At 63.5% G+C, this 22,123-nt stretch carries 24 protein-coding genes and 1 tRNA gene; 15 read left to right on the top strand and 10 right to left on the bottom strand.

The features are described 5' to 3' along the window. Window positions 1-67: 67 nt before the first annotated feature. The 3 genes from N6H05_RS14470 (at window position 68) to N6H05_RS14460 (ending at window position 2,620) form a co-directional block, all read left to right on the top strand. Window positions 68-1,069 carry a PhoH family protein gene (locus N6H05_RS14470; RefSeq protein WP_010336027.1) on the top strand — a complete coding sequence of 334 codons (1,002 nt, stop codon included), beginning with the start codon at window positions 68-70 and terminating at the stop codon, window positions 1,067-1,069. Window positions 1,070-1,093: 24 nt separating this feature from the next. Then, a complete protein-coding gene (gene ybeY, locus N6H05_RS14465) occupies window positions 1,094-1,603 on the top strand; it encodes an rRNA maturation RNase YbeY (protein WP_284110133.1) in 510 nt (169 codons plus the stop codon). Window positions 1,604-1,672: 69 nt separating this feature from the next. After that, window positions 1,673-2,620, top strand: coding sequence for a hemolysin family protein (locus tag N6H05_RS14460; RefSeq protein ID WP_284110132.1), 948 nt, complete (start codon window positions 1,673-1,675; stop codon window positions 2,618-2,620). Window positions 2,621-3,317: 697 nt separating this feature from the next. On the opposite strand, the gene N6H05_RS14455 is transcribed toward N6H05_RS14460, so the two are convergent. Both N6H05_RS14455 and N6H05_RS14450 read right to left on the bottom strand, forming a co-directional pair. Then, window positions 3,318-3,971 carry an MOSC domain-containing protein gene (locus N6H05_RS14455; RefSeq protein ID WP_284110131.1) on the bottom strand — a complete coding sequence of 218 codons (654 nt, stop codon included), beginning with the start codon at window positions 3,969-3,971 and terminating at the stop codon, window positions 3,318-3,320. A gap of 75 nt (window positions 3,972-4,046) precedes the next feature. Then, entirely contained in the window at window positions 4,047-4,265 is a 219-nt protein-coding gene (locus N6H05_RS14450; RefSeq protein ID WP_284110130.1) for a hypervirulence associated TUDOR domain-containing protein, read from the bottom strand. Between the two features lie 123 nt (window positions 4,266-4,388). On the opposite strand from N6H05_RS14450, the gene N6H05_RS14445 reads away from it, so the two are divergent. The 4 genes from N6H05_RS14445 to N6H05_RS14430 all read left to right on the top strand — a co-directional run bounded on the left by N6H05_RS14445 (window position 4,389) and on the right by N6H05_RS14430 (window position 7,863). Further along, window positions 4,389-5,567 (top strand): glycosyltransferase family 4 protein, encoded by a 1,179-nt coding sequence (locus N6H05_RS14445; protein ID WP_284110129.1) that lies wholly within the window; start codon window positions 4,389-4,391, stop codon window positions 5,565-5,567. A 28-nt stretch (window positions 5,568-5,595) separates the two neighbouring features. Then, window positions 5,596-6,909 carry a replication-associated recombination protein A gene (locus N6H05_RS14440; RefSeq protein ID WP_284114238.1) on the top strand — a complete coding sequence of 438 codons (1,314 nt, stop codon included), beginning with the start codon at window positions 5,596-5,598 and terminating at the stop codon, window positions 6,907-6,909. Then, complete coding sequence (locus tag N6H05_RS14435; protein ID WP_284110128.1) at window positions 6,906-7,763, top strand: hypothetical protein; 858 nt, start codon at window positions 6,906-6,908, stop codon at window positions 7,761-7,763. Before N6H05_RS14440 ends, N6H05_RS14435 begins: the two co-directional genes overlap by 4 nt. Window positions 7,764-7,791: 28 nt before the next feature. Beyond that, window positions 7,792-7,863, top strand: a tRNA-Thr gene (locus N6H05_RS14430). Window positions 7,864-7,914: 51 nt separating this feature from the next. Here N6H05_RS14430 and N6H05_RS14425 read toward each other — a convergent pair. Next, a complete protein-coding gene (locus N6H05_RS14425) occupies window positions 7,915-8,886 on the bottom strand; it encodes a GSCFA domain-containing protein (protein ID WP_284110127.1) in 972 nt (323 codons plus the stop codon). 563 nt (window positions 8,887-9,449) lie between these two features. After that, window positions 9,450-9,887 (bottom strand): cupin domain-containing protein, encoded by a 438-nt coding sequence (locus N6H05_RS14420; RefSeq protein ID WP_284110126.1) that lies wholly within the window; start codon window positions 9,885-9,887, stop codon window positions 9,450-9,452. Between the two features lie 121 nt (window positions 9,888-10,008). Here N6H05_RS14420 and N6H05_RS14415 point away from each other — a divergent pair, with 121 nt between their 5' ends. Further along, a complete protein-coding gene (locus tag N6H05_RS14415) occupies window positions 10,009-10,311 on the top strand; it encodes a glycine zipper 2TM domain-containing protein (protein ID WP_010337759.1) in 303 nt (100 codons plus the stop codon). 77 nt (window positions 10,312-10,388) lie between these two features. On the opposite strand, the gene N6H05_RS14410 is transcribed toward N6H05_RS14415, so the two are convergent. Both N6H05_RS14410 and N6H05_RS14405 read right to left on the bottom strand, forming a co-directional pair. Continuing rightward, the gene (locus tag N6H05_RS14410; protein WP_284114237.1) at window positions 10,389-10,679 is read right to left on the bottom strand and encodes a hypothetical protein; all 291 of its coding nucleotides are present in this window, start codon (window positions 10,677-10,679) and stop codon (window positions 10,389-10,391) included. Between the two features lie 149 nt (window positions 10,680-10,828). Then, window positions 10,829-11,236, bottom strand: a complete 408-nt coding sequence (locus N6H05_RS14405; protein ID WP_284110124.1) for an EVE domain-containing protein — start codon at window positions 11,234-11,236, stop codon at window positions 10,829-10,831. A gap of 98 nt (window positions 11,237-11,334) precedes the next feature. Here N6H05_RS14405 and N6H05_RS14400 point away from each other — a divergent pair, with 98 nt between their 5' ends. After that, window positions 11,335-12,282 (top strand): isopenicillin N synthase family dioxygenase, encoded by a 948-nt coding sequence (locus tag N6H05_RS14400; protein WP_284110122.1) that lies wholly within the window; start codon window positions 11,335-11,337, stop codon window positions 12,280-12,282. 60 nt (window positions 12,283-12,342) lie between these two features. Here the strand turns inward: N6H05_RS14400 and N6H05_RS14395 are convergent, their stop codons facing one another. Further along, window positions 12,343-12,726, bottom strand: a complete 384-nt coding sequence (locus tag N6H05_RS14395; RefSeq protein WP_284110121.1) for a dihydroneopterin aldolase — start codon at window positions 12,724-12,726, stop codon at window positions 12,343-12,345. Between the two features lie 127 nt (window positions 12,727-12,853). Here N6H05_RS14395 and N6H05_RS14390 point away from each other — a divergent pair, with 127 nt between their 5' ends. From N6H05_RS14390 to N6H05_RS14375, 4 genes are read left to right on the top strand one after another with little or no spacing between them, the layout of a single operon-like run. Next, window positions 12,854-13,372, top strand: coding sequence for a GNAT family N-acetyltransferase (locus N6H05_RS14390; RefSeq protein ID WP_284110120.1), 519 nt, complete (start codon window positions 12,854-12,856; stop codon window positions 13,370-13,372). Window positions 13,373-13,424: 52 nt separating this feature from the next. Further along, window positions 13,425-13,991 (top strand): DUF1285 domain-containing protein, encoded by a 567-nt coding sequence (locus tag N6H05_RS14385; RefSeq protein ID WP_284110119.1) that lies wholly within the window; start codon window positions 13,425-13,427, stop codon window positions 13,989-13,991. Further along, a complete protein-coding gene (locus tag N6H05_RS14380) occupies window positions 13,988-14,599 on the top strand; it encodes a CoA pyrophosphatase (protein ID WP_284110118.1) in 612 nt (203 codons plus the stop codon). The genes N6H05_RS14385 and N6H05_RS14380 overlap by 4 nt, the downstream gene beginning before the upstream one ends. Next, window positions 14,580-15,791, top strand: coding sequence for a CCA tRNA nucleotidyltransferase (locus N6H05_RS14375; protein ID WP_284110117.1), 1,212 nt, complete (start codon window positions 14,580-14,582; stop codon window positions 15,789-15,791). Before N6H05_RS14380 ends, N6H05_RS14375 begins: the two co-directional genes overlap by 20 nt. On the opposite strand, the gene N6H05_RS14370 is transcribed toward N6H05_RS14375, so the two are convergent. From N6H05_RS14370 to N6H05_RS14360, 3 genes are all read right to left on the bottom strand, one after another. Then, window positions 15,755-17,509: a putative bifunctional diguanylate cyclase/phosphodiesterase gene (locus N6H05_RS14370; RefSeq protein ID WP_284110115.1), complete on the bottom strand. Its 1,755-nt coding sequence runs from the start codon at window positions 17,507-17,509 to the stop codon at window positions 15,755-15,757. The genes N6H05_RS14375 and N6H05_RS14370 overlap by 37 nt on opposite strands. Before the next feature lie 68 nt (window positions 17,510-17,577). Next, entirely contained in the window at window positions 17,578-19,905 is a 2,328-nt protein-coding gene (parC, locus tag N6H05_RS14365; RefSeq protein ID WP_284110114.1) for a DNA topoisomerase IV subunit A, read from the bottom strand. A gap of 112 nt (window positions 19,906-20,017) precedes the next feature. Then, window positions 20,018-20,938 (bottom strand): LysR substrate-binding domain-containing protein, encoded by a 921-nt coding sequence (locus tag N6H05_RS14360; protein ID WP_284110112.1) that lies wholly within the window; start codon window positions 20,936-20,938, stop codon window positions 20,018-20,020. Window positions 20,939-21,069: 131 nt separating this feature from the next. Here N6H05_RS14360 and N6H05_RS14355 point away from each other — a divergent pair, with 131 nt between their 5' ends. Further along, entirely contained in the window at window positions 21,070-21,240 is a 171-nt protein-coding gene (locus N6H05_RS14355) for a hypothetical protein (RefSeq protein ID WP_284110111.1), read from the top strand. Between the two features lie 61 nt (window positions 21,241-21,301). Continuing rightward, the gene (gene otsB, locus N6H05_RS14350) at window positions 21,302-22,066 is read left to right on the top strand and encodes a trehalose-phosphatase (RefSeq protein ID WP_284110110.1); all 765 of its coding nucleotides are present in this window, start codon (window positions 21,302-21,304) and stop codon (window positions 22,064-22,066) included. The last annotated feature ends 57 nt before the right edge of the window (window positions 22,067-22,123 follow it).

Genomic DNA, 22,123 nt, shown 5'->3' with positions numbered 1-22,123 from the left:
CCATCTCCCCGACCCACGGCGCCTGCCGGTCCTTACGAGATGCATGACGAGCCAGGGAGGCTTTTGAATGGGCAAGAAACCGCACCATCCCCGCACCGACATTGCCGAGCGTGCGCGCCTGGAAGTGACGTTCGAAAAGCCGCATCTTCTGGGTGCGCTGTTCGGCCAATATGACCAGAATCTGGTCGCGATCGAGAACCGGCTCGGCGTCTATATCGCCGCGCGCGGCAACAAGCTGCAGATCGAGGGCGAGGCCGAAGCCGCCGCCCGCGCCCGCGACGTGATGACCGGCCTCTACAACCGCATCGTCGCCGGGCAGGAAATCGACAATGGCGCGGTGGAAGCCGTGATCGCCATGTCGGCCGAACCGACGCTGGATGGCATCATCCGCCATGACGTCGCCGAACCGCCCAAGGTGATGATCCGCACCCGCAAGAAGACGATCGTCCCCCGTTCCGCCACACAGGTCGCCTATATGGAGGCGCTGACCCGGAACGACATCATCTTCGCACTTGGCCCGGCGGGCACCGGCAAGACCTATCTGGCGGTCGCCCAGGCGGTCAGCCAGCTCATCACCGGCAGCGTCGACCGCCTTATCCTCTCCCGCCCGGCTGTCGAGGCTGGCGAGAAACTCGGCTTCCTGCCCGGCGACATGAAGGAAAAGGTCGATCCCTATCTGCGGCCGATCTACGACGCGTTGCACGATACGCTGCCGGCCGAACAGGTTGAACGGCGGATCGCCAGCGGTGAGATCGAGATCGCGCCGCTCGCCTTCATGCGCGGCCGAACGCTGGCCAATGCCTTCATCGTGCTGGACGAGGCGCAGAATACCACCATCGCCCAGATGAAGATGTTCCTGACCCGCTTTGGCGAAGGTAGCCGCATGGTCATCTGCGGCGATCCCAAGCAGGTCGACCTGCCGCAACCCGGCATTTCCGGCCTGGCCGACGCGGTCGCGCGGCTGGACGGGGTCGAGGGCATCGCCATGGTCCCCTTCGGCATTGGCGACGTCGTGCGCCATCCGGTGGTCGGCCGCATCGTCCAGGCCTATGAGGGGCCGGATGCCTAAATCTTCACAATGGATCTCAACATTATGATCGAAGTCGCTGTCCTTCATGAAGAAGGCTGGCCCGGTACGGACTGGGAATTTCTCGCGCAACAGGCGGTTTCGGCCGCCATTGCGCACAGTCCCTATGCCGCCTTCGCGACCGAATCCACCCTCTATGAAGTTGCGGTCAAGCTGACCGACGATAATGAGGTCCATCAGCTCAACCGCGCCTATCGCGAGAAGGACAAGCCGACCAACGTCCTGTCCTTCCCGATGGTGCAGGAAGACCTGCTGGAAGTGACGGCGAACACCGACGATGGCGAGGTTCTGCTGGGCGATATCGTGCTGGCCGAGGGGGTCTGTGCCGCCGAAGCCGCGGAAAAGGGCATATCGGTCGCCGATCATGCCACGCATCTGATCGTCCACGGGACTTTTCATTTGCTTGGATATGACCATATGGACGACAATGAAGCCGAGGCGATGGAAGCGCTGGAAATCCGCGCGCTCCTCAGCCTTGGTCTGGCCGATCCTTATGGGGATCGGGACAATGGTTGATCATGCTTATTCGGATCCGGTCTGTCACCGGCTTCGACAATGTTCTGAAACAGGGGAATAGGAAGAAAGATGGCTGAAGGCAGCCCGAAGGATAGCGCCGGTTCGAAGGAAGCGGACAGTAGTAACGAGGGCGGTTTATGGAGCGGCCTGAAGTCGCTCCTGTTCGGCGAGAATGAAGCCCCCAGCCTCCGCAAGGAACTGGAAGAGGCGCTCGACGAATATGATGAGGAAGAGCAGGAAGAGGGCGCGGCCCCGCCTGCCAAGGGCGATCTGTCCGCGATCGAGCGGCAGATGGTCCGCAACCTGCTGCATTTTTCCGAACATACGGTCGACGACGTCGCTCTGCCCCGCGCCGACATCGTCGCGATCGAGGAACAGGCGAGCTTTGCCGAACTGGCCGAACTGTTCGCCGAGGCCGGTCACAGCCGCATCCCGGTCTATCGCGAGACGCTCGATACGATTGTCGGCATGGTCCATATCCGCGATGCCTTCGCGATCCTCGCCGGCAAGGCGCCCGTGCCCGACACGCTGGCGCCGCTGATCCGCCAGCCGCTCTATGTGCCCGAAAGCATGGGCGCGCTCGACCTGCTCGCCGAAATGCGCGCAAAGCGCACCCATCTGGCCATCGTGCTGGACGAATATTCGGGCACCGAAGGGCTTCTGACCTTCGAGGATCTGGTCGAGGAAATCGTCGGCGAGGTCGAGGACGAGCATGACGACGCGCCCGAAGCGATGTTGGTGCCGTTGGAAGGCGGCATGTGGGATGCCGATGCCCGCGCCGAACTGGACGATGTGGCCGAGGAAATCGACCCGCGTCTGGGCGAGATCGAGGAAGATGTCGACACGCTGGGCGGCCTCGCCTTCGTGCTCGCCGGCCGCGTCCCCGAACCGGGCGAGATCATCCCGCACGAACAAAGCGGCTGGAAACTGGAAATCCTGGCCAGCGACGGCCGCCGCGTCACCCGCCTGCGGCTCCACCCGCCGGTCGAACAGGAGCTGGAAGCGGAAGAGGCCTGAGGGTCTCTTCCTTTTCCTACGTTGTTGTCGACAGCCTGAAGGCGGGTGCCTTGAGCATGCCAGCGCTTCCTCTTATGCGCGCAACCTTTTGCTTCGATGGCGATATTGGGTGGTTTGCGGAACGTCCGAGATCCTTCCCAAGCTTGCTTGGAGAGGGAGGGCCGCCGAAGGCGGTGGAGGGGCAAGTAGATGAGGTCGCGCCATTGCCCCTCCGTCAGCGCTTCGCGCTGTCCAATGGAGACACGTGTCTCCATTGAACTCCCCAAGCAAGCTTGGGGAGGAACTCGGAACGTCAGCTTCTGGTCATAAAGAGCCGACCTTTCCTATTCGGGCCAGGCATGATCTACTCCGATGATGGAAAGCTTCCCCGCACGCTGTCTCTCGCTCTCCATACAGTCGCTTCGGTGTCGCCCGGCTGTCGCGTCGATGGCGCGCGGCGGTGACCCGAATTTCTGCCTGACTGTCGCGTCATGGACGCGTGAGTGGCGCGTTATCGATGCGTCACGAGCGCATCAGAGGCCTAATCGCCCGACGACACTGTGAACTTCGTAGGAAATCCATTGTCGTGTCGGCCGAGCGTCAGCGCGACGATGCCCGACCGCATTTTTCGCTGTCCTACAACGCCTCTGCCGGCCTAGCCTTCCCGCTCTTTGACATGTAGACAAAATGATCTGTGCCCTGATCCGGGCTCTGCCGATCAGGCCGCCAGCTTGCGCGCCCGTTCGCGCCAGGCTTCGGCCAGTTGCGGCATCTCCGCCAGCGCGCGCACCGCATCAGGATCGGCCTTGTGCCCGCCGCCGATCAGCAGGCGAAAGACCCGCTCGATGCTCCAGTCGGGCAAGGGCCGCTCCAGCAACCCCATCTGTGTGCCGGCCTCCGCCTCGCCTTCGCGGATCACCCGGAAATAGATGCCGCAGCGCGCGGTCTTGACGATCGTCGCCATCACGTCGCGGGCGCCGAAACGATGGTCAAGCTTCCAGCAAGGCTGGCGGCCATGGCTCACCTCCACCACCGCGCTGCCCAGACTGAACCGGTCACCCAGACAGATCTCGCTTTCTGTCATGCCGCGGCTGGCGATATTCTCGCCAAAGGCGCCGGGCGCTTCGAGCAGTGGATGATCCGGCTTGCGATCCCGCCACCAGTCATAATGGTCCTGCGGATAGAGATGGATCGCCTTGTCCCAGCCGCCGTGATGGACCGTATCGGCCACCCCGTCGCCCGCGAACCCCAGCCAGTTGATGCGGATCGGGCCAGCGACCGGCAGCTTGCCAATGGCACTATGCTCGTCATCGCGAAAGGGCCGGGGCATACCGATCAGCAGCGCATCGATGGTCATGAAAGGCTGGGTCATGCCGCTCCATGCCATGGTTGCAGCGCAATGACGATGGCCAGTTGCGGTCTGCTTGCCCCGTCCGCCCGCCTTAGATCAGGCGACGCTCAGTTCGGACCCAAGCTTGAGCACCATGTCACCCTTGTCGGTATGGACCAGATAGGCGGGATCGCGGGTGGACCCGTTGCGACGGATCAGGGAGCCGGCGATCATCCGCTCCACTTGCCGCTCGAACCGCTCAGCTATACGTCCCCGGCCGACACCCTGCCCCCAATTCCACCTGACCCGTGTTCCCTTGCGGAATCTCTCGGCCATCAGCAGACATCCTCTCCTTCGGGGGCAATCATGCCGGCCGGCTTTCCCGGTCAGCCTCAGCAAAATTCCCGAGACATGCTCTGGTTCCTTGGGTTTTTCGCCGGTCTGGGTTAAGGGGCCGCGATGGATGTTACCGGACTTCGTGTCGCGCTGTTCAGCGGCAATTATAATTATGTGCGCGATGGCGCGAACCAGGCGCTCAACCGTTTCGTCGGCTATCTGTTGCGCCAGGGCGCGGCGGTGCGCGTCTATGCCCCGACCACCGACACCCCGGCCTTTCCGCCGACCGGCGACCTGGTCAGCACGCCATCCATCCCTGTGCCCGGCCGCCCGGAATATCGGATCCCGACCCGCCTGTCGCGCTCTGCCCGACGCGACCTGAAAATTTTCGCGCCCAACATGATCCACCTGTCGAGCCCCGATCCGCTCGGGCACCGCGCACTCACCTGGGCGCGCGACCGCAAGCTGCCAGCCGTGGCATCTGTCCATACCCGCTTCGAAACCTACCCGCGCTATTATGGCCTCGCCTTCCTGGAACCGGCGATCGAAGGGATTTTGCGCCGTTTCTATCGCCGTTGCGACGCCATCGTCGCGCCGTCAGAATCGATGGCGCAATTGCTGCGCGAACAGCGGATGAGCTATGACGTGGGCATCTGGACCCGTGGCATTGATCGCGAAATCTTCAATCCGGAGCGACGTGACCTCGACTGGCGTCGGTCGCTCGGCTTTGCCGACGATGTCCCGGTGATCGGCTTTGTCGGCCGCCAGGTGATGGAAAAGGGGCTGGACGTCTTTTCCGACACGATTGATCAACTGACCGCGCGCAAGGTGCCACATAGGGTACTGGTGGTTGGCGAAGGGCCGGCGCGTGAATGGTTCCAGAACCGCCTGCCCGCCGCCGTCTTCACCGGCTTCCAAGGCGGGGCCGATCTGGGCCGCGCGGTCGCCAGCATGGATATGCTGTTCAATCCGTCGGTCACGGAAACCTTTGGCAATGTCACGCTGGAGGCTATGGCCTGCCGCCTACCGACCGTCGCGGCACGCGCCACCGGCAGCGAAAGCCTGGTGCGCGAGGGCATAACGGGGCGGCTGATCCGCCCCGGCGCAATCGGCAAGTTCGCCGATGCGCTGCAAATCTACTGTACCGACCATGCTGCGCGCGAAAGCGCCGGGGCAGCGGCCGAGGCCCAGGCCGAGCATTTCGGCTGGGATCGGGTGAACCAGGCACTGGTCGACACCTATCTGCGCATTCTCCGCCAGCGCGCCCAAGGGGCAACGATCCGGTCCAGCCCGGTTCCCTGATCGCCAAAGCGCCCCTATATTGGCAATGATGGCTGATCTTTTCGCTTCCGACGACCTCCCTGCAAATGGCTCGGTTCACGCTCCCCTCGCCGATCGATTGCGCCCGGCGGTCCTGGCCGATGTCGTCGGCCAGGAACATCTGACCGGGCCTGACGGGGCGATCGGCCGAATGGTGGCGGCTGGCCGCCTGTCGTCCATCCTCTTCTGGGGGCCGCCAGGCACGGGCAAGACGACGATATCGCGCCTGCTCGCCGACGCCGTCGGCATGCGTTTCGAACCGATCTCCGCCGTTTTCTCCGGTGTCGCCGACCTCAAGAAGGTCTTCGCCGCCGCAAAGGAACATGGTCGGCGCGGCGAGAAGACCCTGCTGTTCGTGGATGAAATCCACCGCTTCAACCGCGCCCAACAGGACAGTTTCCTGCCCTTCGTCGAGGATGGCACGGTCACGCTGGTCGGCGCGACAACGGAAAATCCCAGCTTCGAACTGAACGCTGCGCTCCTGTCCCGCGCGCAGGTGCTGATCCTGCGCCGGCTCGATGCCGCTGCGCTCGAACAATTGCTGGACCGGGCCGAAGCGCTGATGGGGCGCCCGTTGCCGCTCGACATTGCCGCCCGCGAGGCCCTGCTGGCCAGCGCGGACGGCGACGGCCGCTTCCTGCTCAATCAGGTCGAAACGCTCTATTCGATCGACATCCCTGCACCGCTCGACCCGGCGGCGCTCTCCGCCCTGCTCCACCGCCGCGTAGCGGTCTATGACAAGGATCGCGAGGGCCATTACAATCTCATATCCGCGCTGCACAAATCACTGCGCGGCTCCGATCCACAGGCGGCGCTTTATTATATGGCGCGGATGCTGACCGCTGGCGAAGAACCCCTCTACGTCCTGCGCCGACTCGTCCGCTTCGCGACTGAGGATATCGGCCTGGCCGACCCGCAGGCAGTGGTTCAGTGCCTCGCAGCCAAGGATGCCTATGAATTTCTCGGTTCGCCCGAAGGCGAACTCGCGATCGTTCAGGCCTGCATCTATTGCGCTACCGCGCCCAAGTCGAACGCCGGCTATATGGCGATGAAGACGGCCTTCCGCACCGCGCGCGAAACCGGGTCTCTGATGCCGCCGATGAACATCGTCAATGCCCCCACCAAGCTGATGAAGCAGGTTGGTTATGGCAAGAATTATCAATATGACCATGATGCCGAGGGCGGTTTTTCCGGCGCCAATTACTGGCCGGAGGAGATGCGCCCGCAGACCTTCTACACGCCGACCGAGCGTGGGTTCGAGGCCAGGATCGCCGAACGCATCGCCTATTGGAACAAGCTGCGCGCCGAGCGCGGCGCGGCGTGACGCCGCGTTTCGCACGCTTCGCGGCGATCGACTGGTCGGGCGCCAAGGGCACGCGGCACAAGGGGATAGCGGTCGCCATCTGCGGTATCGGTCAGGATGCGCCGGAACTGGTCGAGCCGCCCGGCGGCATCTGGTCGCGCCAGGCGGTCGCCGACTGGCTGATCGCAACGGCGCACGAGGCACCGACCCTGTTCGGTTTCGACTTCAGCTTCGCCCCACCCTTCGTGGCGCGCGGCGCCTATCTGCCCGGCGATCCAACACCTACGGATGGCCCCGCTTTCTGGGCCTATGTCGATACGGTCTGCGACGATCCGGACCTGGGGGCCGCCAGCCTGCTGGAAAGCACGCATCGCCGCCATTTCTATTTCGGCAAGGCCGATGGAATAAAGGCCGACTTCCTGCACAACCGCGCCTGCGAATCCCATTATAAAGCCTTGGGCGGCGGCAAGCCCTCGACCATCTATGACGCAATCGGCGCCGCGCAGGTGGCCAAGGCCAGCTTTGCCGGCATGCGCCTGCTCCATCACACCCGCCCCTTTGTGCCAATCTGGCCCTTTGATCCGCTGCCCGAAACCGGATCATTGATCGTCGAAATCTACACCAGCATCGCCGCGCGTGCCGCCGGCCGCCCCAGGGGGCGCACGAAGATGCGCGATCTTGCCGCCCTGAACGACGCGCTGCCAGCGTTCGCGACCGCCCCCTATGCCGGCCCGATCATCGCCGACCATCAGGCCGACGCCCTGCTGACCGCAACCTGGATGCGCGAGACGACCGGAAATCCGGCACTTTGGGCACCAGCAGCCATGTCCGACGAAATTGCACGCACTGAGGGCTGGACGTTCGGCGTGATCTGATAGTAAGGGCGTCCGACCCGTCGGGTGCGCCGGCTTAGCACAGCGGTAGTGCAGCGGTTTTGTAAACCGAAGGTCGGGGGTTCGATCCCCTCAGCCGGCACCGACGGGCCATGGAAAAAGCGATGCTTACCTCCGTAGCATTGTTGCCATTTCAGATATTTCTCTCAAGATTTTCGACAGCCGCTGCCCCCTCTTGTACATGGGCGCGGACGAAGGCCTGCATGATGGCCCGCACCACATCATCGCGAACGTGCCGGCCATCCTCCTTGAAGCCGGCCATGCCGTTCGACATGACCAGTTCATAGGCAGGGAAATAGCGGACCTGCGAATATTCCCGCTCAACCTGCCCCAAAACGGCGCGCAGGACCGACTTGCCCTCCATATTCGCGACATAGATATCCTTGCCCGAAAAGGTGCGTTCAAGGCCCACCGGCGAAACCGTCATGATGATCCTGGCTTCGGGCTTGCGAGACAAGATAATATCGCAAATCCGCCGGACGTTGGACAGATTATCCTCGAACCCGCTCTGTAGAAAATCGCTCTCCTCCGCGCCACCGCCACCACCATAGAGCGGTTTTTGCCCAACAACGCGGCCGTTGCGCCTGTTGACGAAGACCTCGATCATGCCAAAGGTCATCAGAAAAACATTGGCCTGTTCAAACCCTGCCCGCATCACGGCGTTGAGATTGGCGATCGTCGCATTCAGGTCCGAAGCAGTGCGCGCGAACACCAGTCGCCGATAGGGGTCTTGGAATGCCTTGCGCTCTGTCCAGCGCTTGTGTCGAACGCGCCAATGATCATCGGGCGCCTGTTCCCATTCACCGACAATCCGTTCAAATTCCTGACGGATGGTGAAGCTGTTATAATAATTCAGATGGGGGCGCTCTGGCAGCGTATCGACCAGATTATGTTTCCGGTCGATCGCCACGGACGCATAATCAGGCAGCATCGCCATGTTCAATTGTGCCAACGCCTTGCGAATTTCCTCCGCAAAACAGCTACCAATCGCAAAGATACGATCGTTCGGGCTCAGAAATGGCTCGGGCGCGATGCTGATGCGGTCGCTCTCGACAAATTGCGCCCATTTCGCCTGGCATGGTTCGACAATGAAGGGTTCGGCCATATTTGCATGCCTCCTCGATCGGCCCGAGGCGATCCTGCCAGCCGATCGGAAGGGTGACAAGCGTCACAACGCTATCGGGATGGCACCGCAAATTCGTTCGCCCGAAACAAAATGGGGGCCGACATTGCTGTCGGTCCCCACTAACGTCGGTTCCTTTCGGCCACATGCCCTTGCGGGTTGCGCCTTCCGGTCCGGCGATGTGATGTGTTGCCACATCTTCGCGCGGGAGAACGAGCCCGGAGGTCTGTTCACCTTTGCTTACCTTCCGTTTGAAGCCCGACGTTCACTTTCGCGCGTACCCGGCATCATCCTGAAAGGCTTGGATCCGATCTTCCCTGCCATCCTCGCGCATGGCAGCTCCCATCGAACCATCAGAACAAAAATCCTTGATTTCTCTTGGATTTTTCGGCTTTGGATCGCTCCTTGTCGACTGTCCCGATAATAGGATGCTGTCACGATCTGCGAGTCGCACAAAGCGGATTTCGACAATTTGACGACAGGCCAAACCACAAATCTGTGGATAACTTTGGATAAGTCTGAAAAACGGCAGAAATCTGCGCGCTTCAGGCGGGCGACCAATCGGGTGGCGCCAGCGTAAAGCCGGCAAAATCAAATCCAGGCGTGACTGCGCAACTGACCAGCGCCCATCCGCCAACTGGCCGTGCAGCCTGCCAGTGATGCGCCGGCACCAGAAGCTGCGGCATCTGGCCCGCGGCAACATTCGGCCCCAGATGATGGTCGATTGACGATCCCTGCGGCGGAGCGAGGCCCAGGATGATCGGCGCCCCCGCATGCCAGAACCACATCTCGTCGGCATCGACCCGATGCCAGTGCGAACGCTGATGCGCCTCCAGCAGGAACAAGATCGCCGTGCCTGCCGCCCTCTGGCCCGCAGCCGCTGGCGCCCGCCAGGTCTCGCGATACCATCCGCCTTCGGGATGCGGCGCCAGATTAAGTGCCTGGATCAGCGCAACCGGATCCTGCCCGTCGCCTGCATTCATCGCTTCACCTCAAATTTAATTCCCACGGAAACAAAAACTTATGCCGTTGTCCAAGGTTCATGCAACCCAGGTCAATAGGCAGGGGTTCAATCGGCTGACAACGCAATTCGGAGGAGATATTATGCGTAACGCCCTTATGGCCATGGCCGCCCTGTCGCTGGCCATTCCGGTTTCGATGGCCGTTCCCACGGACGGCGCCCAGGCCCGCAAACATTATCGCTATAAGGAGTGGCGCGGTCGCGATGGCCGCACCTATTGCCGCAAGTCCAATGGTACGACCGGCCTGATCGTCGGCGGCGTCGGCGGCGCCCTGGTAGGCCGCGCGATCGACACCCGTGGCGACCGTGCGACCGGCACGATCCTGGGCGCCGCCGGTGGTGCGTTGCTCGGCAAGGAAATCGACAGCAAGCGCCGCTGCCGCTGATCCCGTCGTCAAAGACAACGAAAAAGGGCGGCCTCCCGATGGGAAGCCGCCCTTTTTAATGGCCGAGGCCAGACTGCTTAGTTGGCTGCGCCCGAAGCCGCGCCACGTGCATCATCGACCTTGAACGACACCGACTGGCCGCCCGAAACGCCCGAGACCTTGTCACCCTTGACCTGCAGGTTGAAGGCGACGGCGTCGGGATAACGACGGCCCGAGATCACCTTGCCGGTCTTGGTATCCTTGACGTCATAGACGTAGGTGTAACCTTCGTGGGTGAAGCGCTGCTTGGCGGCGTCCTGCGCATTGGCGGGGGCAGCGACGGCAACGATGGCGCTCAGGGCGCCGGCGACAACAAACTTGGACAGCATTCGCATGGGTGTGCTCCTTGTGAATGCCCTCAAACACCTCTTGGACATTCTGTTCTGTTGACACCCATATGTTGCAGCGCAAAAACTCATACAATCGCAAAAAAGGGCGTTCCAGTTGCGCGAAACGCAATCGAGGCACTCTCGTTTTTCTAAGCCTTTGACAAGGCGACGATATGCTCGAACTGCTGCTGGGTCAGCGGCGACACGGAAAGGCGCGATTGGCGCAACATCACCATATCGGCCAGCGCCGAGTCTGCCTTCATCACCTTCAGCGTCACCGAACGATCAAGCTTCTTGTGCGGCGCAACATGCACCGCGATCCACTTACCGGTATCGTCGGTGCTGTCGGGCGCCGCCTCCTCGACAATCTCCATGATGCCGACCGCTTCGACGCCGATATTGCTGTGATAGAAGATCGACAGGTCGCCCTTGCGCATCGCCTTCATGTGCCCCTGCGCCGCATGGTTGCGCACGCCGTCCCATTCCGCCTTCCCCTTTTCGACCAGGTCGTCATAGGAAAAGACATCGGGTTCCGATTTCATCAGCCAGTAGTTCATGCCGCCTCCTTGCATCAGGCGCCAAGGACGATCAAGGATGGGAAGATCACGGGCGATCGCTATATTGTCCGTACGCCTTACCGATCTGGAGAATATACGTGTCGCAATCCGTGCTGGAACAGGTGCCTGTCCTGTCCATGGCAGAAATGAGCAAGGACGATTTCGCCGCCGCCTTCGGCGGCTCCTTCCAACGCTTCGGCTTCGCCATGGTCAAGGACCATGGCATGGACCAGGCGCTGGTCGACAAGGGATGGGCGCTGGCGCGCGAATTCTTCGCCCAGCCGATCGAGATGAAGCGCACCTATGATGCCAAGTTCAATGGCGGCCAGCGCGGCTACACCGCTTTCGGCGTTGAGATCGCCAAGGGCGCGAGCGAGAATGACCTCAAGGAATTCTGGCATGTCGGCCGCGACCTGGCGCCGGGCGATCCACTCGCCGAAACCATGCCGCCCAATGTCTGGCCGACCGAGATGCCGGCGTTTCGCGACATATTCGCGCCGCTCTATGCCGAATTCGACCGGGTCGGCGCCGAACTGCTGTCGGCCATTGCCATCTATCTGGGCCTGCCCGAACGCTGGTTCGACGGCCCGATCAAGGACGGCAACTCGATCCTGCGCCTGCTCCATTATCCCCCGGTCTCGCCCGAGGCGCCGGGCATCCGCGCCGGCGCGCATGAGGATATCAACCTCATCACCCTGCTGCTGGGTGCCGAGGAAGGCGGGCTGGAGTTGAAAGACCGCGACGGCAACTGGCTGCCGGTAGTGCCCCCGCCGGGCGCACTCGCCATCAATGTCGGCGACATGTTGCAGCGGCTGACCAACCATGTGCTGCCCTCGACCAGCCACCGCGTCGTCAATCCGCCGCCGGAACGGCGCGGCCATTCGCGCTATTCCATGCCCTTCTTCCTGCATCTGCGCCCGGACTTCATGATCGACGCGCTGCCGCAGTGCGTGACGCCGGACAATCCGCGCCGCCAGGAACCGATCAGCGCGCATGACTATCTGACCGAGCGGCTGATCGAGATCGGCCTCATCAAAAAGGCATAAGAAAAGGCCCGCCCCTGCATCCAGCAGCGGCGGGCCTTTCATTCTCAGCGCAAGCGGCGCTTATTTCCGGCCGCGGCCCAGGGTGATGCCGATCTCCTCGCCCCGCTCGCTCAGCGCCAGCTTGACGATCTTCACCTCTACATGCCGGACCTTGTCGTCCTGCAGGAAGATGGTCTGAATGATATGGTCGGCCACACCCTCGATCAAGGTGAAGTGCAGCCCCTCGGGCAGCGCGGTCGACGCGGCATGCTTCAAGTCCATATAATTTTTCGACTGGCTGAGCGGCGTGTCGGGATCATAATGATCCGCGATCCGCAACTTGGCCCGAATCGAGATCCGCAACGGCTGGGGCAGGTGCGTCTCTTCCGAATAGATGCCGGTCAATACGTCGACGTGCAGATCGTTGACCTCCAGCGTCAGATAATCGTCAAAAATGCTGTCCATAGCTCGCCAAGTCCGGCCACGCCTGAAAGGCGCGGTTCCAGTTTAATCTTTCCTTTTGCGGCATGGGCGCTATAGGCCCGCCGCTTCCGGCGCGGTCCATGCGCCATTGATGGCGGATCGGCAAGACATGTCAGCAATTCTTCCCCTCGACAGCCAGCCCGCCGACGCGATCGAGGGCCTGCTGGACGCCGCCTTCGGTCCCGACCGGCACGGCCGCACCGCCTATCTGATCCGCAATGGCATGCCCTGGCTGCCTGCCCTCTCCTTTGCGGTGCTGGACGAAAAGGGCGACCTGATCGGATCGCTGCAAAGCTGGCCGGTGGCGCTAACCCACCAGGATGGCAGCCAATTGCCGCTGATCATGGTCGGCCCGGTCGCGGTTGCGCCCGCGCATCAGAAGGGCGGCCACGGCCGCGCGATGATGGACGCAGTGGTCGCCGCTGCCCGCGCCCAGGCCTGCGAACCGCTGATGATGATCGGCGATCCGGAATATTATGGCCGCTTCTGGGGCTTCACCGCCGACGGCACCGCCGGCTGGGATTGCCCCGGCCCGTTCGAGCCCCGGCGCCTGCTCGCCTTGTCGGTCGATGGCCGCCCGGTCGGCGGAACCGGCATGCTGTCGCCGCGAATCACCGTTACGGCCTGACCACAGCCTAAAGACCTTTGCCAAGCGGGCCGGCCGCTCCTATCTGCTTTCCATGCCGATGGAGCCCCTACCCGACCTCGCCGACCTGTCGCTCGCCGACATCGCCCGCCTTGCCGCCGAAAAGCGCCTGCCGCCGGTCGAGAAATGGAATCCCGACCATTGCGGCGACAGCGAGATGCGGATCGCGCGCGACGGCACCTGGTTCCATCAGGGATCGCCGATCGGGCGCGAAGCGATGGTGCGGCTCTTTTCCACCATATTGCGGCGTGAGGGCGACGGCGCCTATGTACTGGTCACGCCAGTCGAGAAGCTGAGCATCGCGGTCGAGGATGCCCCCTTCGTTGCGGTCGAACTCAAGAGCGAGGGCGAAGGCGCCAGCCGGAACCTCGCCTTCCGGCTCAACACCGGCGAACTGGTGCCGGCCGGCCCCGACCATGCACTGACCCTGTGCGAGAAGGAGGATGGCCCCCATCCCTATCTCCACGTCCGTGCCGGGCTCGACGCGCTGATCGTGCGCAGCGTCTATTATGAACTGATGAACCTGGCCCTGGATGAAGAAGGCGAGCGGGTCGGCCTGTGGAGCGAAGGCCGTTTCTTTCCGCTGGACGGCGCGGCATGACGCTGGCCGAGCGGCTGCGCGCCGCGCTGATCGACGGGCATAGCCGCGACATCCAGTTACTTCCGTCCGAAACCCGCGATCCCCGCATCGTCGGCGACATGGCGCTGGCCCCCGCCGCCGTGCTGGTCGCGATCACCGACCGGGCCAATCCCGGCCTGATCCTGACCCAGCGTTCCGAGACGCTGCGCAAGCATGCCGGCCAGATCGCCTTCCCCGGCGGCCGGGTCGACCCCGACGATGCCGACGAGATTGCGGGCGCCCTGCGCGAGGCGCGGGAGGAGATCGATCTCCCTTCCGACAGCGTCGACATCATCGGTACCTCCGATCGCTACCATACCTTCACCGGCTTCGACATCGTGCCGGTGCTGGGCGTGATCCCGCCCGACCTGCCGCTGCGCCCCCAGCCGGGGGAAGTGGCCGATTGGTTCGAACTGCCGCTTGACTATGCGCTCGATCCGGCCAATCGGGTGCGCCGCAGCCTGATGTTCGAAGGCGTCGAGCGGCAATATTATGAAATCGACTGGCAGGGCCGCCGCATCTGGGGCGTGACCGCTGCCATCCTCGCCAATCTTTCCCGCAGGCTCGGTCATGACCCGCATTCTTCCTGACGCCCCGTGGCGCCACCGTTCCGGCCTTTCCGGCCTTCTCGCCGCACTCGACGCCGACCAGGGCCGTGCCCGCTATGTCGGTGGCGCGGTGCGCGACGGGCTGCTTGGCCTGCCGGTCAATGATCTCGACATCGCCACCAGCCTGATGCCGCAGGATGTGGTCGCTCGGCTGAAGGGAGCCGGGATCAAGGCGGTGCCGACCGGGATCGAGCATGGCACGATCACCGCCGTGCTGCCCGACGGGCCAGTCGAGATCACCACGCTGCGCCGCGATGTCAGCACCGACGGCCGCCGCGCCACCATCGCCTATACCGACGACTGGCAGCAGGATGCCGCCCGGCGCGATTTCACCTTCAACGCCCTCTATGCCGATCCCCTGACCGGCGCGATCAGCGACTATTTCGGCGGCGTGGCCGATCTCGACGCCCGGCACCTGCGTTTCATCGGCGATGCCAGCGCCCGGATCGCCGAGGATCATCTGCGCATCCTGCGCTATTTCCGTTTCCTGGCCCGCTATGGTGACAACGAAGTTGACGCATCCGCCTATGATGCGTGCGTCGCCGCAGCCAACAGCCTGATGGCCCTGTCGCGCGAGCGGATCGCCGACGAACTGCTCAAATTGCTGGTGGTGCGCGATCCCGTGCCGGCGCTGCGGCTGATGGTGGACGGCGGGATCTGGCTGCCGGTGCTGCCCGAAATCACACACGAAGGCATCGACCGGCTGACGAAGCTGATCGCACGGGAGAATGAGGCGAACATGGCGCCATCGGCGCTGCGCCGATTGGCCGCGCTGGTGCCGGCCGACGCGGCGCTGGCGGACCAGATCGGCGCACGGCTCAAACTGTCCAACAAGGCGCGCAAGCGGCTGATCACCGCGCTCGAAACCGCCTCCGCACCCGAAGGGCCGCGCGCGCTGGCGCACCGGGTCGGCGTGGAAGGCGCGATCGACCGCATCCTGCTCGATCCCGCAGTACCCCTGTCGGCACTGGTCCCGCTCGACGGCTGGACGCCGCCCAGCCTGCCGATCGGCGGCGGCGCGCTGATCGCGCGCGGCCTTCAGCCCGGCCCGGACGTCGCCCGTGCCTTGCAGGAAGTCCAGAAATCATGGGTGGCGGAGGATTTCCCCGACGCCGACCGGGTCGGCGAAATCGCAGATCAGATCGTCTCGAAATTCCAGCGCACGCGCCAATAGTCGAAGGCATCGGCTTCGCTCATCGGGCGGGCGAAATAATAGCCCTGCCCCTGCCAGCAGCCCATCTTCTGCAGCATGTCGGCCAGTTCCTGGGTTTCGATACCCTCGGCAGTGACCCGCAGGTTGAGCGATTCCGCCAGTGACAATATGGTCCGGACGATCACAGCTTTATCGTGGTCTTCCAGCATGTTAGAAACGAAACTTCGATCGATTTTGAGGATATCGATCGGCAGGCTGTGCAGGCTCGCCAAGTTGGAGAAGCCGGTGCCGAAATCGTCCATCGCGATCGGCATCTGCAGATCCTTGAGCGCGAACAGCAATTTGCGCGCCTTGTCCGGATCGGCGATGATCGCACTTTCGGTCAGTTCGGCGGTCAGGCGATGGCCGCCAATGCCCGAATAGCGCAGCGCTTCCTCGAACATCGACGCGACATCGTCGCGCGCCATCTGGATCGGCGACAGGTTGACGTTGACGCCGACCGGCAGGGCCTGGCCGAATTTCGCATCCCAGCGGCTCAGCGCCTGCGCCGCTTCATAGGCGGCCCAGCGGCCGAGCGGGGTGATGAGACCGCTCTCTTCCGCGACCGGCACGAACTCCACCGGCGAGACATGGCCCAGTTCCGGGTCATCCCAACGCGCCAGCGCCTCGAAACCGGTAATTTCGCCGGTCTGAAGATGGATCAGCGGCTGATAGGCCAGGGTCAGGCCACCATGGGCGAGCGCATCACGCAGCCGGCTCTCGATCGAGAAGCGGCGCTGCGCTTCCTTGAGCACGCCATTGCGGTAAATCTCGACCTTGCCGGTGCGCTTGGCGATCTTGACCGCCGCCTGCGCCTTGCGGACGACATCGTCCGGGTCGTCCTCCAGATGCGTCGACAGGGCGCAGCCGATGGCGCAATCGACGCGGATCTGCAGGTCGGACAGGCGGATCGGCGAACTCAGCGCCTCCCTGATCCTCTGAACGATCTGAAGAGAATCGGACAAGCCATTGTTCAAGCGCGCAAAAATGGCAAAGTCATTGCCGCCGATGCGGGCCAGCACATCGCCCTGACGCAGACAGGATTTGAGCCGCTTGGCAACCGTGATCAACAGTTCGTCACCAGCCATCGGACCCAGTGATTCATTCACCCGGCTAAATCGGCTGAGGTCGATCGCGATGATGCCGAACTGGGCATTGTCCGGCCAGCTGCCATTGGCGAGACGATCGTCAATCTCCTCGCCGAAGCCGGTGCGGTTGGGCAGCGCGGTCAGGCCGTCGGAGAGCAGTTCGCGCCGCAAATTCTTCTCCATCGTCCGCTCGCTGGTGCGATCGATCGCGGTGAAGAGAAATTGTTCGGCGCGCGCACCGGCGGCCCGCAGCCGTCCGAGCGTGCAGAGAAAATATTCCGGACCAAGCTTGCCGTCGCGGCGAATTTCGAAACTTTCCGAATCGCGATCCGACTGGGCAAAACCGGTGACGCGCGCGCGCCATTCGGCCGATGCCTGGGCGGTCGCAGCCGTCCGTTCCCGATGTTCCCGGAAGGCCTTCAGGAACGGCTCATTCGCCTCAACAATGTCTATTACATTGTTTTCACATGATAAAATTGCCGCAGCTTGCGACAGGGCGGAGAGCCATTCGCTAGCGCCGATCATGTGCGGCAGATGCGTGTCATCGCCCCCGGGCAAGGGGAGGCCACTGGTCTGTTCAGGGGGCCAGCTACGCACCGACATGGCTTTCATGCCTCTGCCTTATCCGCCAAGGGTAAATATTCGGGAAACGAACATCTGCCGATGGTGCTGAATTTGCGTCAGAACTTGTTGTCGCGCGGGAAGCCTGTCGGTGGCATGCGACCTGCGGCACCGCGGGCTACCCGCCATGGCGTCATGTCGGCCTCCGTCCGGGTCCGACCAGTCTCGCCACCCATTGCCCAGCTAATCCCGTCGCTCAGGCGGAAGGCGATCGCATCGGACAGCCCCCCGTCGCGATAGCGCTGCATCTGCACACCCTGCCCGCGCGCCATCTTGGGCATTTCGATGATCGAATAGACCAGCAGCTTCCGGTTCTCGCCGATGACGGCAATGCTGTCCGCCTCCGGATCGACTGCATGCACCACGGCAAGCTTCGCGCCCGTGCGGACATTGACCACCTGCTTGCCCTTGCGCGTTTCCGCCAGGATATCCGCCACATCGGCAAGGAATCCGCGTCCGTCGGACGAAGCCAGCAGCAGCTGCCCGCCCGTCCTGGCCGGCATCAACGCGACGATGCCGCCCTGGTCATCCATGTCGACCATCATCCGCACCGGATCACCAAAGCCGCGCCCGCCCGGCAGCTTGTCCGCCCCCAGCGTATAGATGCGCCCGCTCGACGTCGCCATCAGCAGCTTGTCGGTCGTATAGGCATGGAAGGCGAATTGCGGCCCGTCGCCTTCCTTGAACTTCAGCGTATCGGCTGCGGCCAGGTCGCGATGCCCGCTCATCGCGCGGATCCAGCCGCGTTCGGACAGGATCACCGTCACCGGCTCGCGCTCGATCATCACCTCCAGCGGGATCTCACGCGCCGGACCGGCTTCCTCGACCAGCGTGCGACGCCGGCCGATCACCGTGTCTGGGCCATAGCGCTTGCGCAGGTCAGCGATGTCGCGCTTCAGCCGGGTGCGCTGCCGGGCCGGGCTCTCGACCAGCTTTTCCAGCTCCGCCTGTTCCTTGACCAGCTCGGCATGCTCGCGCCGCAGCTCCATTTCCTCCAGCTTGCGCAAGCTGCGCAGCCGCATGTTGAGGATCGCCTCGGCCTGCCGATCGGTCAGACTGAATTCGGCCATCATCACCTGCTTGGGTTCATCCTCGGTGCGGATGATCTCGATCACCCGGTCGAGGTTGAGATAGGCGATGATATAGCCGTCGAGCAGTTCCAGCCGTGCGGCGATCTTCTCCAGCCGGTGCTGCGCCCGGCGGACCAGCACCTCGATCTGGTGCTTGAGCCATTCGACCAGCACCGCGCGCAGCCCCAGCACGCGCGGCGTATGGCTGGCGTCGAGTACGTTGAGGTTGAGCGGAAAACGATTTTCCAGGTCGGTCAGCCGGAACAGGCTGTCTTTCAGCACATCGACCGGGACGTTGCGGCTCTTAGGGACGATGACGATGCGGATCGCCTCATCGCTCTCATCGCGCACATCTTCCAGGATCGGCAGCTTCTTGTCGTTGATCAGCGCCGCGATCTGCTCGATCAGCTTCGACTTCTGCACCTGATAGGGTATTTCGGAAATCACCAGCTGCCAGGTACCACCGGCCAGTTTCTCGATCCCTTCCGCTTCCCAGCTGCCATCCTCGTTGCGGCCGGTCGAGAAGCGGGCACGGGTGCGGAAGGAGCCGCGCCCGGTGCGATAGGCTTCGGAAATGATCGCCTGATTATCCACCAGCACGCCGCCGGTCGGGAAGTCCGGTCCCTTGACGATCTCCATCAACGCGGCGTCGTCCGCCTCCGGGCTGTCGATCAGCAGCGTGGCGGCATCCAGCAATTCGCCAACATTGTGCGGCGGGATGCTGGTTGCCATGCCGACCGCAATGCCGCTCGCGCCATTGGCCAGCAGATTGGGGAAGAGGCCGGGAAAAACCTCCGGCTCCTCATCCTCGCCATTATAGGTCGGGCGAAAATCGACCGTGCCCTCGTCGAGCCCCGCCATCAGGTCGGCGGCCGCCTGGGTCAGCCGCGCCTCTGTATAGCGCATGGCCGCCGCATTATCGCCGTCGATATTGCCGAAATTGCCCTGGCCATCGACCAGCGGCGTGCGCAGCGAGAAATCCTGAGCCAGGCGGACCATCGCATCATAGACCGACGCGTCGCCATGCGGATGATATTTACCGATGACGTCGCCGACGACGCGGGCGCATTTCTTGTAGCTGGTGGTGTTGCGCGCCGGATTGGCGACCAGCACGTCCGGGTTCGCACCGCCCGGCTCCATCCGCAGCAGCCGCATTGCCCAGAGCAGGCGCCGATGCACCGGCTTCAGCCCGTCGCGCAGGTCCGGCAGCGAACGCGCGGTGATGGTGGAGAGCGCATAGACCAGATAGCGCTGCGAGAGCGCCGCATCGAAAGGATGGTCCTTGATAGCGTCGAACGGGTCGCGAAAATCGGTCATCGGGAGTGGCTTAGCAGGACGGAACGTGAACGGAAACGAGAATTATGCCCATTGATCGCCAGTTCAGCTCGATCAGAAAGTCCGACATGTATCAAGCGAAATTCCATGCTTTTCAACGCGGCAAGAAACGCGCCTCCGTATCGGCGGCGATGGCGGTGGCGAACTCGGCGCCGATCCAGTCGCGGAAGGCCTTGATCTTGGGCGTGTTGCGGGCGTGGGGCGGATAGACCAGCCAGTAGCTGGCAATCTCGCGGACATAGGAGGGCACCGCCTCCACCAGTTGCCCGGCCTCCACCTCCGCCTTCCAGAGGAAATGGTTGAGGATGGCGACCCCCTGCCCGGCGATCGCGGCGCGGCCTTCCATCACCTGGCTGTCGAGCGCGATGCCGGGCGGGCCATCGGCCGGGTCGGCCTCCACGCCCATCGCCGCGAACCATTCATGCCACCACATATCGTCGGGCGACAGGCGCGGCAGGGCATGGAGCGCCTGCGCATCGGCGATCGGCCCGTGCCGGTCGCGCCAGGCCGGACTGCACATCGGCACCAGCCGGTTATGGGTCAGCAGCTTCGCCTCCAGCCCCGGCCATTCCCCCTTGCCGCCGCGCACCGCCAGATCGATGCCGTCGCGCGCCAGATCGACCACCGCGTCATCCGCCATGATCCGCACGGCGAGGTTCGGGTGGCGCATCTGGAAGGCGCCGATGCGCGGCGCCAACCAGAGATGCGCGAAACTGTTGGTACAGCTTATGCTCAGTACCGCCGAATGATCCTGGGTCAGTGCGGCAAAGCCCTGCCGCATCTGGTCGAAGGCGCGGGTCAGGATCGGCGCGATCTCCCGCCCCTTCCCGGTCAGCGCCACCTTGCGCCCGGTTCGCTGGAACAGGCTGATGCCCAGCCGCTCCTCCAGCAATTTCACCTGATAGCTGACCGCTGCCTGGGTCATCCCCAGTTCCTGCGCGGCGGCCGTGAAATTCTCCAGCCGCGCAGCGGCCTCGAACACGCGAATGGCGGACAGGGGTGGCAGCGGGTACATCCGCCATTCGATAAGCCAGGCTTATCTATGCTGTCCATGCTTTTGTTGGCGCCAGAGGGGCCGTTCGGGCAGAGACAGCGGCGCCGGCGGCCCTCCGCGCACGGCGATGATCATGGACGGAAGGAACCGTGATGCGCGATCAATATGACGCCCGGCTGTGGAACGACAGCCATGAAGAAATCAGCAAGAGTGCCGATCATTTCCTGCATCGCGTGATGCAGGCATTTCGCGTGCTTCACCGCATCGAATGGAGCGCACCCTGGGCTGAGGAGCGCCAATGCAAGCGCCCCTGCCAATCGTGAAAATGCCGGCAAGGGGCAAAACAGGGGTTGCGGTTTCCGGTACAGGCGCCACCTTTAGGCCGTGCCCGAAACCGCTCTTCCCCCTCTGCCCGATCTTCCCGCTCCCCCGCCCGCGCTGCTGACTGGCGCCGCCCTGTTCCTCGATTTCGACGGGACATTGGCGCCGATCGCGGACACGCCCGACGGGGTGCATGTCGATGATGACCTGCTAGCCCTGCTGGCGGCGCTACGACGAAAGCTGGGCGGGCGGCTCGCCATCGTCAGCGGCCGGTCGATCGCCACGCTGCGCGATTTCGGCTTTGAGGATTTCCTGCTCGCCGGCACCCACGGCCTTGAATTTGCCGCGCCCGGCGAAGCGCCGGATGCGCCGCCCCGCCTGCCCGCCATCGATATGGTCGAACAAGCCTTCCATATCTTTGCCGACACCCGTCCCGGCGTGCTGGTCGAACGCAAGTCGATCAGCGTCGGCCTCCATTTCCGCGGCGCGCCCGACTGTGGCGAGGCCGCCGGCCTGCTCGCCCATCAGCTTGCCGAGGAACATGGCCTGGCCGTGCAGGCGGGCAAGATGCTGTTCGAACTGCGCCCCGGTGGCGCCGACAAGGGCAGCGCGCTCACCCGCCTGATGCAGCAGGCACCGATGGCCGGCGGCACGCCGATCTTCATCGGCGACGATGTCACGGACGAGGAAGGTTTCGCCGCCGCCGCGCAATTGGGCGGCCATGGCATATTGGTCGGGCCGGTGCGGCACACGCACGCGGCCTTCGGCTTGGAACAGGTTGCCGCCGTCAGGCATTATCTGGCGCAGGGGGTCGCCGCGATCATCTGACCGGCGGCCACCATTCGCATGAACGAAGGGGGCCGAACATCATCGATACCAGCGACC

The sequence above is a fragment of the Sphingobium sp. WTD-1 genome (genome assembly GCF_030128825.1).
Classification (GTDB): Bacteria; Pseudomonadota; Alphaproteobacteria; order Sphingomonadales; family Sphingomonadaceae; genus Sphingobium.
This window is presented reverse-complemented; position numbering and strand designations above follow the sequence as displayed.

Coding starts and splice junctions, on each gene's coding strand:
- N6H05_RS14390 (WP_284110120.1), top strand. CDS start 12,854: ATGTCAGCAATTCTTCCCCTCGACAGCCAGCCCGCCGACGCGATCGAG.
- N6H05_RS14470 (WP_010336027.1), top strand. CDS start 68: ATGGGCAAGAAACCGCACCATCCCCGCACCGACATTGCCGAGCGTGCG.
- N6H05_RS14440 (WP_284114238.1), top strand. CDS start 5,596: ATGGCTGATCTTTTCGCTTCCGACGACCTCCCTGCAAATGGCTCGGTT.
- N6H05_RS14385 (WP_284110119.1), top strand. CDS start 13,425: ATGCCGATGGAGCCCCTACCCGACCTCGCCGACCTGTCGCTCGCCGAC.
- N6H05_RS14460 (WP_284110132.1), top strand. CDS start 1,673: ATGGCTGAAGGCAGCCCGAAGGATAGCGCCGGTTCGAAGGAAGCGGAC.
- N6H05_RS14410 (WP_284114237.1), bottom strand. CDS start 10,679: ATGCTGTCCAAGTTTGTTGTCGCCGGCGCCCTGAGCGCCATCGTTGCC.
- N6H05_RS14380 (WP_284110118.1), top strand. CDS start 13,988: ATGACGCTGGCCGAGCGGCTGCGCGCCGCGCTGATCGACGGGCATAGC.
- N6H05_RS14420 (WP_284110126.1), bottom strand. CDS start 9,887: ATGAATGCAGGCGACGGGCAGGATCCGGTTGCGCTGATCCAGGCACTT.
- N6H05_RS14445 (WP_284110129.1), top strand. CDS start 4,389: ATGGATGTTACCGGACTTCGTGTCGCGCTGTTCAGCGGCAATTATAAT.
- N6H05_RS14415 (WP_010337759.1), top strand. CDS start 10,009: ATGCGTAACGCCCTTATGGCCATGGCCGCCCTGTCGCTGGCCATTCCG.
- ybeY (WP_284110133.1), top strand. CDS start 1,094: ATGATCGAAGTCGCTGTCCTTCATGAAGAAGGCTGGCCCGGTACGGAC.
- N6H05_RS14425 (WP_284110127.1), bottom strand. CDS start 8,886: ATGGCCGAACCCTTCATTGTCGAACCATGCCAGGCGAAATGGGCGCAA.
- N6H05_RS14450 (WP_284110130.1), bottom strand. CDS start 4,265: ATGGCCGAGAGATTCCGCAAGGGAACACGGGTCAGGTGGAATTGGGGG.
- N6H05_RS14375 (WP_284110117.1), top strand. CDS start 14,580: ATGACCCGCATTCTTCCTGACGCCCCGTGGCGCCACCGTTCCGGCCTT.
- parC (WP_284110114.1), bottom strand. CDS start 19,905: ATGACCGATTTTCGCGACCCGTTCGACGCTATCAAGGACCATCCTTTC.
- N6H05_RS14360 (WP_284110112.1), bottom strand. CDS start 20,938: ATGTACCCGCTGCCACCCCTGTCCGCCATTCGCGTGTTCGAGGCCGCT.
- N6H05_RS14355 (WP_284110111.1), top strand. CDS start 21,070: ATGCGCGATCAATATGACGCCCGGCTGTGGAACGACAGCCATGAAGAA.
- N6H05_RS14370 (WP_284110115.1), bottom strand. CDS start 17,509: ATGAAAGCCATGTCGGTGCGTAGCTGGCCCCCTGAACAGACCAGTGGC.
- N6H05_RS14405 (WP_284110124.1), bottom strand. CDS start 11,236: ATGAACTACTGGCTGATGAAATCGGAACCCGATGTCTTTTCCTATGAC.
- N6H05_RS14395 (WP_284110121.1), bottom strand. CDS start 12,726: ATGGACAGCATTTTTGACGATTATCTGACGCTGGAGGTCAACGATCTG.
- N6H05_RS14455 (WP_284110131.1), bottom strand. CDS start 3,971: ATGACCCAGCCTTTCATGACCATCGATGCGCTGCTGATCGGTATGCCC.